The organism is Bacteroidia bacterium, from assembly GCA_041391665.1.
GTDB lineage: Bacteria > Bacteroidota > Bacteroidia > J057 > J057 > JAGQVA01.
Map to the genome: position 1 here is coordinate 178,769 of JAWKNO010000002.1, position 14,739 is coordinate 193,507.

The 14,739-nt window shown below is 45.7% G+C and carries 14 protein-coding genes; 9 read left to right on the forward strand and 5 right to left on the reverse strand.

Features of this window, described 5'->3' with window-relative positions; all coding sequences use genetic code 11:
* Positions 1-46 precede the first annotated feature (46 nt).
* The 3 genes from R3D00_12435 to R3D00_12445 all read right to left on the reverse strand — a co-directional run bounded on the left by R3D00_12435 (position 47) and on the right by R3D00_12445 (position 5,214).
* Complete coding sequence (locus R3D00_12435; GenBank protein MEZ4773984.1) at positions 47-3,412, reverse strand: VCBS repeat-containing protein; 3,366 nt, start codon at positions 3,410-3,412, stop codon at positions 47-49.
* Between the two features lie 54 nt (positions 3,413-3,466).
* A complete protein-coding gene (locus R3D00_12440; GenBank protein ID MEZ4773985.1) occupies positions 3,467-4,135 on the reverse strand; it encodes a hypothetical protein in 669 nt (222 codons plus the stop codon).
* A gap of 65 nt (positions 4,136-4,200) precedes the next feature.
* Positions 4,201-5,214 (reverse strand): hypothetical protein, encoded by a 1,014-nt coding sequence (locus R3D00_12445; protein MEZ4773986.1) that lies wholly within the window; start codon positions 5,212-5,214, stop codon positions 4,201-4,203.
* A 199-nt stretch (positions 5,215-5,413) separates the two neighbouring features.
* Between R3D00_12445 and R3D00_12450 the strand changes: the two genes are divergently transcribed.
* The 6 genes from R3D00_12450 (at position 5,414) to R3D00_12475 (ending at position 10,309) form a co-directional block, all read left to right on the forward strand.
* Positions 5,414-6,118: a PDZ domain-containing protein gene (locus R3D00_12450; GenBank protein MEZ4773987.1), complete on the forward strand. Its 705-nt coding sequence runs from the start codon at positions 5,414-5,416 to the stop codon at positions 6,116-6,118.
* Positions 6,119-6,251: 133 nt separating this feature from the next.
* Complete coding sequence (locus R3D00_12455; protein MEZ4773988.1) at positions 6,252-6,683, forward strand: hypothetical protein; 432 nt, start codon at positions 6,252-6,254, stop codon at positions 6,681-6,683.
* An 86-nt stretch (positions 6,684-6,769) separates the two neighbouring features.
* On the forward strand, positions 6,770-7,273 hold the full coding sequence (locus R3D00_12460; GenBank protein ID MEZ4773989.1) for a hypothetical protein: 504 nt from the start codon (positions 6,770-6,772) through the stop codon (positions 7,271-7,273).
* Positions 7,274-7,284: 11 nt separating this feature from the next.
* The gene (locus R3D00_12465; GenBank protein ID MEZ4773990.1) at positions 7,285-8,220 is read left to right on the forward strand and encodes an HTTM domain-containing protein; all 936 of its coding nucleotides are present in this window, start codon (positions 7,285-7,287) and stop codon (positions 8,218-8,220) included.
* 70 nt (positions 8,221-8,290) lie between these two features.
* Positions 8,291-9,619, forward strand: a complete 1,329-nt coding sequence (gene icd, locus R3D00_12470) for an NADP-dependent isocitrate dehydrogenase (GenBank protein MEZ4773991.1) — start codon at positions 8,291-8,293, stop codon at positions 9,617-9,619.
* A 195-nt stretch (positions 9,620-9,814) separates the two neighbouring features.
* Entirely contained in the window at positions 9,815-10,309 is a 495-nt protein-coding gene (locus R3D00_12475; protein ID MEZ4773992.1) for a T9SS type A sorting domain-containing protein, read from the forward strand.
* Between the two features lie 212 nt (positions 10,310-10,521).
* Here R3D00_12475 and R3D00_12480 read toward each other — a convergent pair whose 3' ends face one another.
* Together R3D00_12480 and R3D00_12485 are read right to left on the reverse strand one after the other, a co-directional pair.
* The gene (locus R3D00_12480; protein MEZ4773993.1) at positions 10,522-10,998 is read right to left on the reverse strand and encodes a hypothetical protein; all 477 of its coding nucleotides are present in this window, start codon (positions 10,996-10,998) and stop codon (positions 10,522-10,524) included.
* A 1-nt stretch (position 10,999) separates the two neighbouring features.
* The gene (locus tag R3D00_12485; GenBank protein MEZ4773994.1) at positions 11,000-12,976 is read right to left on the reverse strand and encodes a VWA domain-containing protein; all 1,977 of its coding nucleotides are present in this window, start codon (positions 12,974-12,976) and stop codon (positions 11,000-11,002) included.
* A 125-nt stretch (positions 12,977-13,101) separates the two neighbouring features.
* On the opposite strand from R3D00_12485, the gene kdsB reads away from it, so the two are divergent.
* The 3 genes from kdsB to nuoK are packed head-to-tail and all read left to right on the forward strand — an operon-like array spanning position 13,102 to position 14,719.
* Entirely contained in the window at positions 13,102-13,818 is a 717-nt protein-coding gene (gene kdsB, locus R3D00_12490) for a 3-deoxy-manno-octulosonate cytidylyltransferase (protein ID MEZ4773995.1), read from the forward strand.
* Between the two features lie 60 nt (positions 13,819-13,878).
* Entirely contained in the window at positions 13,879-14,397 is a 519-nt protein-coding gene (locus tag R3D00_12495) for an NADH-quinone oxidoreductase subunit J (protein ID MEZ4773996.1), read from the forward strand.
* A gap of 13 nt (positions 14,398-14,410) precedes the next feature.
* Positions 14,411-14,719: an NADH-quinone oxidoreductase subunit NuoK gene (gene nuoK / locus R3D00_12500; protein ID MEZ4773997.1), complete on the forward strand. Its 309-nt coding sequence runs from the start codon at positions 14,411-14,413 to the stop codon at positions 14,717-14,719.
* Positions 14,720-14,739: the final 20 nt, after the last annotated feature.

Here is a 14,739-nt window from a genome sequence, read left to right on the forward strand (position 1 = left end):
CCAATAAAAATAAAATACCCAATCCGAAATAAAATAATATGTTACATCATAACGCTGATTTTGAAATGCTGATTACCCGCATCAAACCATCATTGTTCCCTGCTACCAAAAGCTGTTTTCCATCAGCTAATGCAATGATTTTCATGCTTCGGATATCTTCTCTGACAAAAAATCCACTCTTTACCGGCGATATAGGCTGAAAATGACCTTTGCCATCTCCCTTGAGTAAAAGTCCGTAGCTCGCATCGGCTCTTCCCGTCTCAGCCCTTACGGGATAAAAATTTCCTGAGAGCAATATATCTTTCCTGCCATCTCCGTCAAAATCCTGGTATAACAAGCCAAATACAGAAGAAAACTGTGCTTCCGGGGGCAGATTATGCTGAACAAATTTTCCCTCCCCTGTATTTTCAAACCAGGCGGTTTCAAACGTAAAGGCTTTCAGTTCGAGGGCTCCCGCGAGTTCGGTTTCGCTGAAAACATCTGTAAGGGTAGCTTTTGCATACGCCTCGTAACGGAGAAATTTTCTTTTCAAAAATGCCAGTTGACCGATCAACTCATCTCTTGTTGCTATCGGGTAATTTTTTCCCTGAATATAATAACACAAAATGGGATCCTGTGTTCCGTTTCCGTCAAAATCTTTGGTTATGACAGATGCCGGATACTGCAGCGACGCTTTCATCTGATCATTTAAGCCCCGGTTTCCGGCAATGATATCCATATCGCCATCGCCATCCAAATCTACTGTCAGCAACCGGTTCCACCAACCCTGTGTCTGTCCCAGGCCGTAGGCTTCGGTTTGATCTTCCAGTGTCGTTCCTGTATTGATCCAGATTTGAAGGGCGGTCCATTCTCCTGCAAGAATCAGGTCTGGTTTGGTGTCACCATTGACATCTGTCCAGGCTGCGTCGGCAATCATTCCGGCCCGCAATAGCCCGGGTGCAAGGGCTGACGTAACGTTGACCAGCTTGCCTCCTTCATTTTTGAGCAGGTAACTTTCTGGCGAATAGGGGTAACGCCCCGGAATCACTCTTCCACCGACAAATACATCCATATCGCCATCGCCGTCCATATCTGCGGTGCGCACACAACCGGTACTGGTATGGAGCGAAGGAAGCGCATCGTTTTTGCGTACAAAATTTCCTTTGCCGTCATTAATATACACCCGATCCTGATAAAGTGCATCCCCTTCGGGAAAACTGCTTCCCCCGCTCGCTACATAGATATCGGTATCTCCGTCTCCGTCGAGATCAAAGAAACTGGCATCTGTGTCTTCATATTCGCTGTCTGATAGTTCCTTTGAAACAAATTTCCCGTCTGGTGTCTGAATGAAAATTTTCCCTGCCTGTCCGGCCGCACCACCTGCAAACAGATCGTCTTTTCCGTCCTGATTGACATCCCCGACCGCCAGGCATGGGCCCATGCGCGAAAGCATATGTGGCAACAACGGCTCCCTTTTGAAATCATTAAAAGCATCTTCCCTGTGTGCAAACTGAAGCCCCGGAATCACGGTATCTGAAAAAATATGCCTTCCTTCAACCGGTGATTGCCCACCTGAAATTTCCTTTGCATCCTTATAGTGCAGGACCAGCGTAGTATTTGCCGCTATATCTGTTAATACCTGGCTTTTGCCATCAGGCCAGGTCAGGGTAAGTGCGCTGGGAGTATTACCATCAGGAAGCCCAAAGTGAAAGATCGGCTCGACTGATGACTCGTAGCCTCTCACAGGTATCAGCTGCTGATACTGTACTTTTTCGCCTGTTTGTAAGGAGATGCTGGCACCGGTTCCAAACCGGTTTTTCTCGCTGCCATCCAAAACGACCCGCAGGTAATGCCCTTCATTTCGGTCTTGAGTAAGGTTTTTGTAAATGAATGCATCCTCTCCGATATTGTTGACAACGAGATCGAGGTCTCCGTCCTGGTCAAGGTCTCCGTAGGCTGCGCCATTGGAGAAGCTGGGTTTTTCTATTCCCCAATCCCGGGTTTTGTTGGCAAAGTGATAATCACCTTCATTGGAGAATATATAGTTGCTGACATATATCTGGGGAATCTGCTTCGAAATCACGCCATCACTCAGCTTTACGCCCGCTTTCTGTGCCTTTTCCAGGGCTTCGGGATAGGTGTATTTGACAAAATCGAGATGTGTGCTGGCGCGGAAATAACCATTGGTGATATGAATATCTTTGTCCCCGTCATTGTCAAAATCAGCCATAAGTACAGACCAGCTCCAGTCTGTATTGGAAATGCCGGCAAGCTGCCCGATTTCGCTGAAGTTTCCATTTCCCAGATTGATCTGCAGGGTATTGCGCATCTGCTGGTGGTAAAAACCTCTTTCCACCTGCTCCTGATACCTGTCGTAGTTGTCCGGGCCTTTTAAGATTTTTTGCCCGTAATTGTCTTCCGGCAGCATATCGAGAACCATCAGATCAGGCAGTCCGTCATTGTTGATATCCCCCATGTCTGACCCCATTGAAAAATGCGAGGTATGGGCAAATGAGGGGGAAAGTTTGTCAGTAAAAGTGCCGTCGCCGTTGTTGATATACAGATAGTCCTGTTCGGTATAGTCATTTCCCACAAAAATATCGGGCCAGCCGTCGAGATTGATATCGCCTACGGTTACGCTCAGTCCAAATCCTATGGGGTTTCCTTTGATTCCTGCTGCTGCACTTACATCGGTGAAGGTATTGCCGTCATTGCGATATAGTTTGTCCCCGAAAAATGGGTCGCGTTTTGATTTGACAGCGGCGACGGTCAGGTTAAAGTCAGGTTTTATCGCATGGTTGAGCAGATACATATCGAGATCACCATCTCTGTCATAGTCGAAAAATGACGCTTGCGTCGAAAACCCCGGGTCTGCCAGGCCAAACGCCGCCGCTTTTTCCGTAAAAGTGCCATCGCCATTGTTGATAAACAACTCATTGGCGCGGCCTGCCTCGTCCAGGTTGCCGGAGCGGCAGATATAAATATCGAGGGCACCGTCGCCATTGACGTCGGCCATGGCGACGCCTGTTTTCCAGCCGGGATGGCTTACGATGCCGGCGGCTTTTGTGACTTCTTCAAACTGAAGATTCCCGCGATTGAGGTACAAGCGGTTGGCGACAAGATTTGCCGTAAAAAATATATCGGAAAGTCCGTCGCCGTTTACGTCTCCAATCGCGACCCCTCCTCCGTTGTAGTAATATTCATAGGAGAGGATATTGAGCTGGTCGTTTTCCGGAAGCGCGTTCTGAAACTGGATACCAGAATAAGAAGCAGGAACCCGTTCGAAAACAGGTTCCTGCTTATGTGTGATTTCTGCGGGTGATTTCTCTTTTTCTGAAGCACAGCCCGTATTTGCCGGAGTGGAAAAAATCAGAAAGACACCGCATAAAATGAAAGAAAATCGGCTATATTTTTGGGGAATAATTGGCTTCATCAGACAGGCATTTGTCCTGCCAAGATATTGAATTATTCCGTAAAATCGGAAAACCTACTTTCCTTTAAATTTGACTTTATTACCGAGCAAAGACTTACCTTCCAATACATCGACCAACTGCACATCGAGGGTAACAGTTTTTTTGTCTCCGGAAAGGCGCGCCTGATCATTTTCCATTTTCGAAACTTTACCGGGCATATGGTAGATAGTTTTATAGGATGCGCCAGTCATAAACATTTTGGCCATTTCGAAGTTGGAGGCAAATTCTTCATCTTCCATCAGATCTCCCAGTGGAGGATTTGCCCTTTCAAAAGTGCCTTTGGACCAGGTAAAGTTATCGGTGGTTCCCGAATTAAAATCCATGCCTGGGGTTACATTTCCATTTTTTGTTGCATCGTTCAGGACAGCTACACTTGTGAAATCGTAGGAAATAGTGAATTTATACCCTTCAGATTTGTGGCTTACATTGCTCAAACCATCAACCGACCGCAATTGAGCCAGCGTTTCCTGGATGGTAGAGTCCATCTGTCCAAACATATCGTTTTCGTCCATCTGTTCCTGAGTCATAAGCCCCTGCATCATGTTCATCATTTCATTCATATCAACAGAAATGCTATACGAACCTGATCCATCTTTTTTCAGGAAGATTTCCTCTACAATATTCAGACAACTGGTACAAACAAAAGCGAGACAAACGGTTGAAATAAGTGCTAATTTTTTCATGTTAATTCATTTGTTGGTGCGAAGATAGCAGATTCCATGAAATTTTTTCCCGGGGGATTGTGGATTTATTGGATTGACGCTTTGAGTTCTTGCAACCTGGTAAATATCTGATTGAAAAACCGATTTCTTCCTCTTTCCGCCACTTTACTGATCAGCTCTGATTTGCGGGTGATATTTTCCAGCCCTGTCGCCAATTTTTGCGTAAAGGCCTGATTTGTCGTATGGAGATATTCGGTATTGTGAAAAATCATAAATGCTTCCCACCGGTCCTCATATTTCACGACAATATTATTGTCATTCGACACCACATCGTTGAAGTAAAGGTTGAAATTTTCTATTTTTTGGTGTGGATGGTGGCCAACAATAAACTTATAGCCAAGTTCGGCCTGGCGCTTCAGGTGGGTGAAATAGAATTCTACTTTGTCTATCAGGTTTTTCGCATCTTCTTTGGAGTGAAACAAGCCAGCTTCTTCGTAATAGCCAATTTGTTTGATAAATGAGGCCACTGTTTCTGTATTCCATATCTCCGTTGTGGGAATCTGGCAGTATTTCTCCGCAATCAGATAACAAAGATCCAGGCATCGCTTTTCCTTATCATTGTTTACTTTCAGCTCAAATTTTACTCCATCCAGGTAAGGGTCATTAAAGATGGTCTTTCTCCAAAAAAACATCTTAAACAAGGCGATTTCCGGAATCTGAAACAGGTGAAAAACCGGAATATCCTTGACGAGATAAATCGCCTCAGAAACTTTTCTGCGGTGAATATCTGTAAGGAGTGCCAATAGGTTTTGAAGGTATATCTCAAAATCCAAACCAGCTTCTGTCAATCCTGCCGGACGAAAAACAATGGTGTTTCCCTGGATTTCCTGGGTCAGTTCGTCCAATGATATTCTGAACTCTTGACTCAGTTTAATGATTTCGTCAATCTTTAGCGGCGTTTCTCCCCTGATGCGTCGATAGGCTCCGTCTATTCCAATATTCAATATATCAGTGATATAATTTGGTAAGGATTCGTGCGGGGGAATTTTTTCTTTTATTTTATCAAATAAGAGTTCCTGAAAAGATGAGATTGCTTCCATAATGGGGAAATTTGCGGAAAATAATAAAATCACCTCAAAAAAACATTAATAATAGTATTATTCCGTAATGTAAAAATGACTTTTGGCAGGAATCCGTAAATCCTGCCCAATCTGTGCAGCGGTCAACAAAATAAGTTGTCTTTTGTAACAGTCTCGTTTTTACATGATTCCCTCCGGAATAAAACCATTAACAATTAGTATGAAAAATTATTCACTATTTCTTATGATCGCCCTCTGGGCTTTTTCATCCTTTGCACAGGATACGATCAAATCGGTTACCATCAGAATCAATGGCGATGTCAATGGTAAAGTTATCAAAATGGATACTACCCTTACCGTTGAATCCGCAAAAGATGTAACTGTTATTCTGAATGAATTGGGAATCAGTGATCTGGATGAAAACCGTTCGATGGAAAAAACCATCATTATCAGGGATCAAAATTCCTTAAAACATGATGACCATGAGTTGAAGTGGTTTTCCACTGAAAATCTATCCGATTCGATGATCGTCGGAAATGCGGGCGTGAAGCTGTTTTTTTCCCCTGACAGCGGCAACACTTTTACCTTTATAGATGGGGACAAGAAGGGAAAAGGGATGAATTTTGACTTCGACTGGGATTCAGATGCCAGCGACCGGCACTCCCGTACTTTTATGGGTATTAGTATGACCAATGACGAAAGTGGCGGCGTGCGTATCTCTGGTGTGGAAAATAATAGCAGTGCGGAAAAAGCGGGCCTCCGCCGGGGGGATATTATTGTCATGATTGAAAAAGAGCGTATCGGAAATGATAAACAACTCTCAGCCATTATCAGGAGTTATGATCCCGGAGATAAAATTGATGTTACCTATATCCGCGGTGGTAAAAAAATGAAAACGACTGTAAAGCTTGGAAAACGCGACTGATCACAGGGGGCAGGAAGTATGAAAAAAAAAATTAGGAGGCAGATTCATAATTGGTAATTTTCCATTATCTTCAACGTTACATTACAGAATGGCCGTTGCTTTCCCGTCAAACCCTTAATTAATTCATACCATTATGAAATCGAGCACTTTACTGAAACTGGGCTTTCTGACCCTTCTCATGAGTTTTCTGGTACTGTCAGCAACTGCGCAAAGGACAACCACTCCTACGAGAACTACCAAAGCGACTACTGCTGCGACAAAGAAAGGAATCTCTGCTGCTGATCAAAAAGCAATCAAAGAGATCTTCCAGGGAGTAGATCAATCCAAGTACCGCCTTCAGTTTAATAACAAAACGGAAACCCTGGGTACAAGAAATGTCAGCATGAATGATATCCGGCAGGTGAAAAAAATCACCAATCCGGGTGAAGCTGCCGGCTGGATTGTTTTTGTTGTTGAAGGAGATGACGTTGTGTATGTACTCGCCGTAGGTAGTTCCGACCTGGTGAGCGTTATCGGAAAAGAAAAAGCGCTCAAGCTCAATCAGATCATGGCGAAATATCAGTAGCCCTCCATTGGAGAAAAAAAATCTAAAGGATGTGTGACAGAAATGTACACATCCTTTTGTGTTTTTATTGGGTATTTCCGACTATTATGATCATGAAAAAACTGGTCTATACACTCGCTTTTATTCACCTGACGCTCATCGGTGTGGTTATTTTTCACGGCATAGACAGTTGGGTTCACGGTGGAATCCTCGAAAAACCCCTGTCTTTTCTCAGCAGCCTCAATTACTCTGTCTGGCAGTACGGCTTCTTCTCTCCAGACGTGGGGAAAAGTACGGAAGTGGAGATCAATGTCTTTGAAGATGGGGGCAATGTTGTGAACTATTCTACCCTCAGAGATTTTGATTTTTTTACAGCAAACGGTGAATCTGCCAATCGTTTTTATGGGTTTAAGGTGCATACCGCTGCGGACAGTGTATTTCAGGATTTGTGCGCCCGGTCTGCTGCAGTCAGGTTGATGAATATCCACCAGCAAAGCTGGCGTATCAACTACATTATGCGTAGCATCCGCTATCCTGCCATGAAAGACTATGTCAAAGGCGATACGGTGTCCGTGATAGAATTTTACAATACAGAATTTGAACTCAATTAGCGGAAAGGCGCATGATTACTTATCAGCAAATCAAAGAAAAAGGGATAGCTTTTTTCAGCGACCCGCATGATCCTGCACCTCTGGGGATTTTTCGCATACTGATCGCGGGTTTTGCCATTGTTCAGGCGGTATTCTGGTATCCTGACTGGCTGGCCTTTTTTGGAAAAGAAGGCTGGATTCAGTGGGAAATTTCGCATGCACTCAACCAGGCCTGGAATCTCCACCTCTCTCTGATTTATGAATGGCTGAGTTTTACCGGAATCTCTGCCGATCAGATGGTGATGGCTTTTTTCTGGGTGTACGTGATTTCTGCTACCGGCTTGCTGCTGGGTTGGTTTACCCGTGTCTGGGCGATCCTCACCTGGCTTTGCCACTTTACGATGATGAGCACCAGTCCGACATTTATGTATGGGGTGGATATTTTCCTTCAGATCGCCCTTTTTTATCTGATGCTGATGCCCGTTTCAAAGGCATTTTCATTGGACCTCAGACAGGGAAGGGTATCCGGAGATCCGACCTGGGGTGTAACGATTTCCCTCAGAGTGCTTCAGTTGCATATGTGTATGGCCTACCTTTCTGCCGGATATGAAAAAATGCTGGCTGCCGAATGGTGGGATGGAAATGTGCTCTGGCGATCTTTGGTACAGCCCGATTTCCGGCAATTTGACCTCACCTGGCTGGCGCGTTTCCCCTGGATTCCCATGCTTCTGAGCTGGTTTACGATGGTTGTGGAAACGTTTTACTTCATCGGAATGTGGGTGCCAAAGCTGAGAGTTTTCTGGCTGGCAGGGATCATTTCATTGCATCTGGGCATCGGATTATTCCTCGGACTCAAATTTTTTGGGCTGATTATGATTCTCATGTCTGTTTCTGCTTTCGGTTATGATGCCTGGCAGGATATAAAGAGACAAAAGTCATTCATTAAGAATCTCGCTACGGGTTCATAATCCCATATTAATTCCTTAGTTTTGCACCCGTGTTTAAAAATACTCACCCTCCAATAAAAATATATTTGTTATGGCTGGAGACAAAATTACCATCAAAAACGGGAAACTGTTCGTACCTGACAGTCCTGTCATTCCCTTTATCATTGGCGACGGAACAGGTCCCGACATCTGGCATGCATCCGTACGCGTGTTTGACGCAGCAGTAGAAAAAGCTTATGGCGGCAAAAAGAAAATTGTCTGGAAAGAAGTACTCGCCGGACAAAAAGCATTTGACGAAACCGGAGACTGGCTTCCACAGCAGACCGTTGACGATATCGACGAATACCTCGTCGCCATCAAAGGCCCGCTGACTACCCCTATTGGTGGTGGTATCCGCTCACTCAACGTTGCGCTTCGCCAGAAACTCGATCTTTACGTTTGTCTCCGCCCGGTAAGATATTTTGAAGGTGTTCCTTCTCCCGTCAAAAATCCCGAACTGGTGGACATGGTGATCTTCCGTGAAAATACCGAAGATATTTACGCCGGTATCGAAGCAAAAGCAGGAACTGAGAAAGCAGAAAGATTGCTTGACTTTATCCGTGAAGAATTTCCCGAAGACTTTGCAAAAATCCGTTTTGGTTCTGAAGAGCGGATCAATGAGTTCAACCAGTCCATTGGTGCAGCACCTTCTTCAACAGTTGAAGTAGGTCTGGGTATCAAAGCCGTTTCCCGCACCGGTACGGAAAGACTGGTTCGCGGTGCCATTGAATACGCGATCCGCCACAAACGCAAATCCGTTACCCTGGTACACAAAGGAAACATCATGAAATATACCGAAGGTGCTTTCCGCGACTGGGGTTATGAACTCGCTGAGCGCGAATTTGGAGACTACGTCTATACATGGGCACAGTACGACCGTACGGCTGCGGTCAGCGGAAAAGACGCTGCTAATGCCGAGCAATCAGCCGCTGAGAAAGCAGGTAAAATCATCGTAAAAGATGCTATTGCCGACATTGCCCTTCAGCAGGTATTGACCCGTCCGAGTGAGTTTGACGTGATTGCCACCCTCAACCTCAATGGCGACTACCTCTCCGACGCACTGGCTGCTCAGGTAGGCGGTATCGGTATCGCTCCTGGTGCCAACATCAACTACATCTCTGGTCATGCTTTGTTTGAGGCTACCCACGGTACTGCTCCCAAATATGCAGACCTCGACGTGGTAAACCCCAGTTCCGTGATTCTCTCCGGTGTACTGATGCTGGAGCACATGGGCTGGCAGGAAGCAGCTGATCTGATCCTCAAAGGCATCGAAAGCTCGATCGCTCAAAAAAGGGTAACCTACGATTTCCACCGCCTCATGGAAGGAGCAACCAAACTGAAGTGCTCCGAATTTGGCGACGAAATTATCCGGAATATGTAATTGTTAGCCTCCGGGCGCAAAAAGTAAATATGGAAATCCTCCCTGCAAAGGGGGGATTTTTTTTGAGGCTTCTTTTTACTCAAAGGAACTTTCCCTATCTTCCAAAAACATGTTCGACACCACACCCAGCCATCACAAAAACCCAATATACATGCAAAAACACGTACTATTCTTTTACCTTTTGTTGCCGGGGCGATGAGTTTTGCGGCAGATAAAAACGATGACCGCACCCTGATGATGCTTGACAGTGCCGAAGTGGTGGATCTACAGGCGATGGCCGAAAACACGGTAGGCCCGGCCTCGGTGATGGCGTGGAATCTTTTGTGTTTTGGGTACGACCGGTGCCGCGATTATCCTCCGGCATCGGAAGAAGGAAACAACGCCCGGCGAGCCGATCCCCGCCTCAACGCCCGTGATCTGATCCGGTCGGAATATTACAAACTGAAAGTCTATCCCAACCCGGCGGGCCTATACGCCACCTTTGAGTGGGATCTGATCCATCTGGAGGGCGAAGCCGGTCTCCGGATTTTGGATACCTATGGCCGGGAAGTCGCCCAATACCTTATCACAACCCAGAAAGACCAATGGCTGTGGGACACGCGGAATGTGCCGGATCGCATCTATCTTTACGAGTTGCGCACCGAAGCACAGGAAGTGCTGGCACAGGGGAAAATTGTGGTGAAGAAGTAAACCTACGGTTGGCGAAAAGGGTTTCTTGCAGAGGTTTCGCAGAGGTCGCTAAGAAGTGTTTTGCGTATTTTGCGGTTCTTGGCGTACTTTGCGTGAAACCTACGGTTTGCAAAAAGTATTTTCTCGCAGAGGTCGCAAAGGTGTCGCGAAGTTCGCAAAGAGGCACTTGGTGAAACCTACGCTTGGCGAAAAGGGTTTCTTGCTAAGAGACGTTATTCCCCCAAAAATCGCCGAATCATTTTCACTACCTGATCCATTGTGCCAAAATCTGTATCGGCTCTTTCTGAGAGTGGAATGCCTGTAGTGCCGTTTCCCATTACCACTACGCGGTACACTTGTTTGTCTCCTTTTGTGAGGGTTTCGAGTTCGACACTGCGGATTTCTTCGAGCGGCATTTCGCAGGTGATGACGGTGGAGGTACCGCTGGTTTTGAAAATAGTCAGCAATCCGCTTTTTCTGTCCAGTCTGATGCGAATGGTAACAGATATCAGAATACCCACAATACCAGCAATAAACAGGATGATTCCCATGACATAAAACATCCTGTACCAGGCCTGAATGCCATATTCTTTCACCGAACCAATCCACAGCGATATACCGGCCAAAGCCAACGCGAGAAAAAGCATTTGTTGCATAAATGGTTTTTCCTCAATCACCATCTCATCCTTGACAAAAGTCCTGATTTCCATTTTATTTTTTTCTTACGGCTTTTACTTCTTTGAGCAATGCCAAATCTACATTTTCTGCGGTAATTCCTGCATAGTTTCCTCCGCCTTTTTCGGCGAGGGTTTGCAATTGTTTGACTTTGTCATCATTGAGTTTACCAAAAGAGAATACCGACAAATACACCGAATTACTGGCATTTTTTTCGGCGATAGAGTAGAGGTCATCGACTTCAAAATAACCATCCGTAGCGAGAATGATCCGGTTATTGCCTTCGCCGATAAAATTTCTTGAGGCGATATTATAGGCTTTTCTCAGGGCCATCCGGCCTTTGGTGCCTCCGCCGCTTCGCAGGTTTTCGATCGCATCGCTGATGGTTTTTTGCCTTGCGGCAGATACGCCGTCAAGGATGACTTCCGCATCTCCCGAATACACCACAATGGAAATCTGGTCTTCCGGGCGCATATGTTCCAGCAGCTTCTTAAAGGAGTCTTTCAGCAAAGGGAGTTTTTCGGGCTTGCGCATAGACGCCGAAACATCGAGTAAAAGGATAAGATTGTTTTCTGCCACCCCATCAAATGAATAGGGATCGGCAATCTCCACCGTTTCTACCGGTGTCTGGGTAATCTTGGGAGGCTCTGTAACAGCGCGGGGTTTGATATCAACTTTTGAAATGACGGGTACCTGATCATCTTCTTCCGTATGCGTAGGCGCTTCGGGTTGAGATGTATGATTCTGAACGATGATCTGTGGCTCTGGTTCTGTCACTACCGGAGTTTTGGACAGGAGGAAATTGGAGGGATACGTTTCATTGTAAGCTTTAGTGGTGACATTAATCGTACGTCTGGAATTTGGATAACCTTCACATACAACAATCTGGTCATATACCCGGCTTTTGTTGGGCAGTTCTATCGAATATTTACCCGCCGTATTGGTGGTAACTTTTTTCACCACACGTTTGGTTCTGGCGTCCAGCACGATCACCTCTGAGGTCAACCCCCGCCAGGTGGTACTATCCCGTACTGTTCCGGTAAGGGTGTGGACAAATTCGGGGATATCGGGTTTGATTCTTTCGTCGGCAAGCTGAAGGTCTGCAAAATATATATCGCCATCTCTGACAAAATATGCCTCATTGCCATCGGCAGTAAGGATCAGTCCATAATCGTCGCGGGAAGTATTGAAAGGCGCACCGACATTGATTACTTCACCGAAAGTGCCATCGCTGTTGAGGGTAGTTTTGTATATATCGAGTCCGCCAAAACCTTCATATCCGTCGGAGGCGAAATAAAGGGTTTTGCCATCTGCGGCAAGGAATACGGAGCGGTCATCGCCGGGCGTGCTGATGGGTAGCTTTTTACAGTAAGTCCAGCCATAGGTGGACTGTTTGCTCATATAAATGTCCATATTGGCATCATAGTCAGGGCCGGCTGCAACAATCAGACGTTTTTCATCTGCGGCGAGGGTCATTCCATCGGTAGCGGGCATGATGCGGAAAAATTCGGTGATGCCGCCGCCGAGGCCTTCGCGTTCGCCCCAGGTTTTGCCATCGGTACAGCGGGCTTTGTAGTAGGGGCCGCCGGTGCGGTACCAGTTGGTATTCCAGCTTTGGAAATAAACGGTTTTGCCGTCGGCAGAAATATTGGGTTCATCTTCTCCCTGTCCGGTATTGATGCCATAGGGCATACTGCGCGGAGGTTGCCAGCGGCCATTGGTTTTTTGAGAGTACCAGATATCGCCGTCAAATACCGAATCACCTTTGAAAGTCATGTAACTACGCGACCAGGGCTGGCTTCCACGGAGGGACATAAAAAACAAAAACTGTCCGTCAGGAGTGATGGACAGATTGGTTTCACGGTGGGGACTGCTCAGTGTGGTAACTTTCTGAATCCTGATCTGGTCCTTGTGGTCAAGGATGGTCGCTTTTCGCTCCACAGGTTGACTTTTCAGAGAAAATACGGACACGGATAGTGCAAAAAAACAGCTAAGGAGTGTATTCAGTTTCATTACCAGGGACTTTGTGAATTATTTCAATAAACGCTTTTCAGCACGGTGATATTTATATTACTTTGGGTCAATGATCAAGATACGAAGATTAAATCCTTAACGCCAGTACGGGCTAAAAATTCTATATGATACTTGGAGTCATTCCTGCCCGCTATGGGTCGAGTCGTTTTCCCGGAAAACCATTGGTCGAAATCCAGGGTAAGAGTATGATCCGGCGTGTGTACGAGCAGTGTCAGAAAGCCGAGGCAGTCAGCCGGGTAGTAGTTGCTACAGATGATGAGCGGATTTTCGGGCATGTGCTTGATTTTGGTGGAAATGTAGAAATGACCGGAACAGAACATCTCTCAGGTACAGAGCGAATGGCTGAGATTGCACAAAAGTACGGAGAATTTAGCCATTTTATCAATATACAGGGAGATGAGCCTTTTATTGATCCGGGGCAAATCAATCAGGTAGGGGAAATATTGCTTGGGAATGGCGCTCCGGATATAGTTACGCTGGCAAGACCCATGGTTGACCGCGAACAAATCAGCAATCCAAACCTTGTGAAAGTGGTGATGGATATGTTGGGGAATGCCATGTACTTCAGCCGGTCAGTGATTCCTTTTCCCAGAAATGAAACACCGGGCATGGTATGGTATAAGCATATCGGTATTTATGGTTTTCGCAGAGAAGTATTGCTGGCCGTACCCCAAATGCCCGCGTCTCCTTTGGAGGTGTCAGAGTCCCTGGAACAGCTCCGCTGGCTGACAAACGGATACAGAATACAGGTCGGAATTACCCTCACAGAGTCCATATCAGTCGATACACCTGACGACTTGTCCGAATTTTCGGATTTATAGGAGAATATTTTGATAAAATTCGCCTTTTTTCCCATATTGAGCCCCCAAATTAAGAGATCATTGGAAGCAACATCTTTAACAGTTCAAACGGTACTTTTCTGGGTTTTTGCCATCATTGGCATTGCCGGCGGGGTAGGGCTTATATTTAACCGAAGCCCGATCTATGCGGCACTATCCCTGATCCTGAATTTTTTCAGTATTGCAGGATTGTACCTATCGCTGAATGCAGAATTTATCGCTGCAATTCAGATTCTGGTTTATGCCGGAGCCATTATGGTATTATTTCTTTTCGTCATCATGCTGCTCAACCTTCAGGACGAGCACGGTCTCTATTCTTTTGATGCCCGAAGGGGGATTGCCTTTATTCTTGGTCTGGCATTTATTGCAGAAATGTTATTCGTATTCAGATCATTTGCGGAGAAAGAAGTCAGCACAAATTTCGCTTTTGGAAAGGTAGAGTCCATTGGTGATAAAATGATGACGGATTATCTTTTCCCCTTTGAAATGATCTCGGTTGTCCTGATTGCCGCGCTTATCGGAGCAATCGTAATCGCAAGGAAACATAATTATTCTGACTAGTTTAAATTTACATATGCTTACTCCGACGATTTATTCATATCTGGCAGTCAGTGTAGTCATGTTTGCCCTTGGAACCATAGGGGTACTGACACGCCGAAACGGGATAGTGGTTTTTATGTGTGTGGAGCTGATGCTCAACGCCGTAAACCTTTCACTTGTCGCTTTCTCCAATATGCACAACAATGCCACCGGCTCTATGTTGGTGTTTTTTGTAATGTGCGTGGCAGCGGCTGAAGCAGTAGTGGGGCTTTCGATCGTGATTGCTCTCTTCCGCAACAAACTGGATATTGATATCAATAATGTAAACATTTTTAAATGGTAACCACACCATTTGAATCCTAG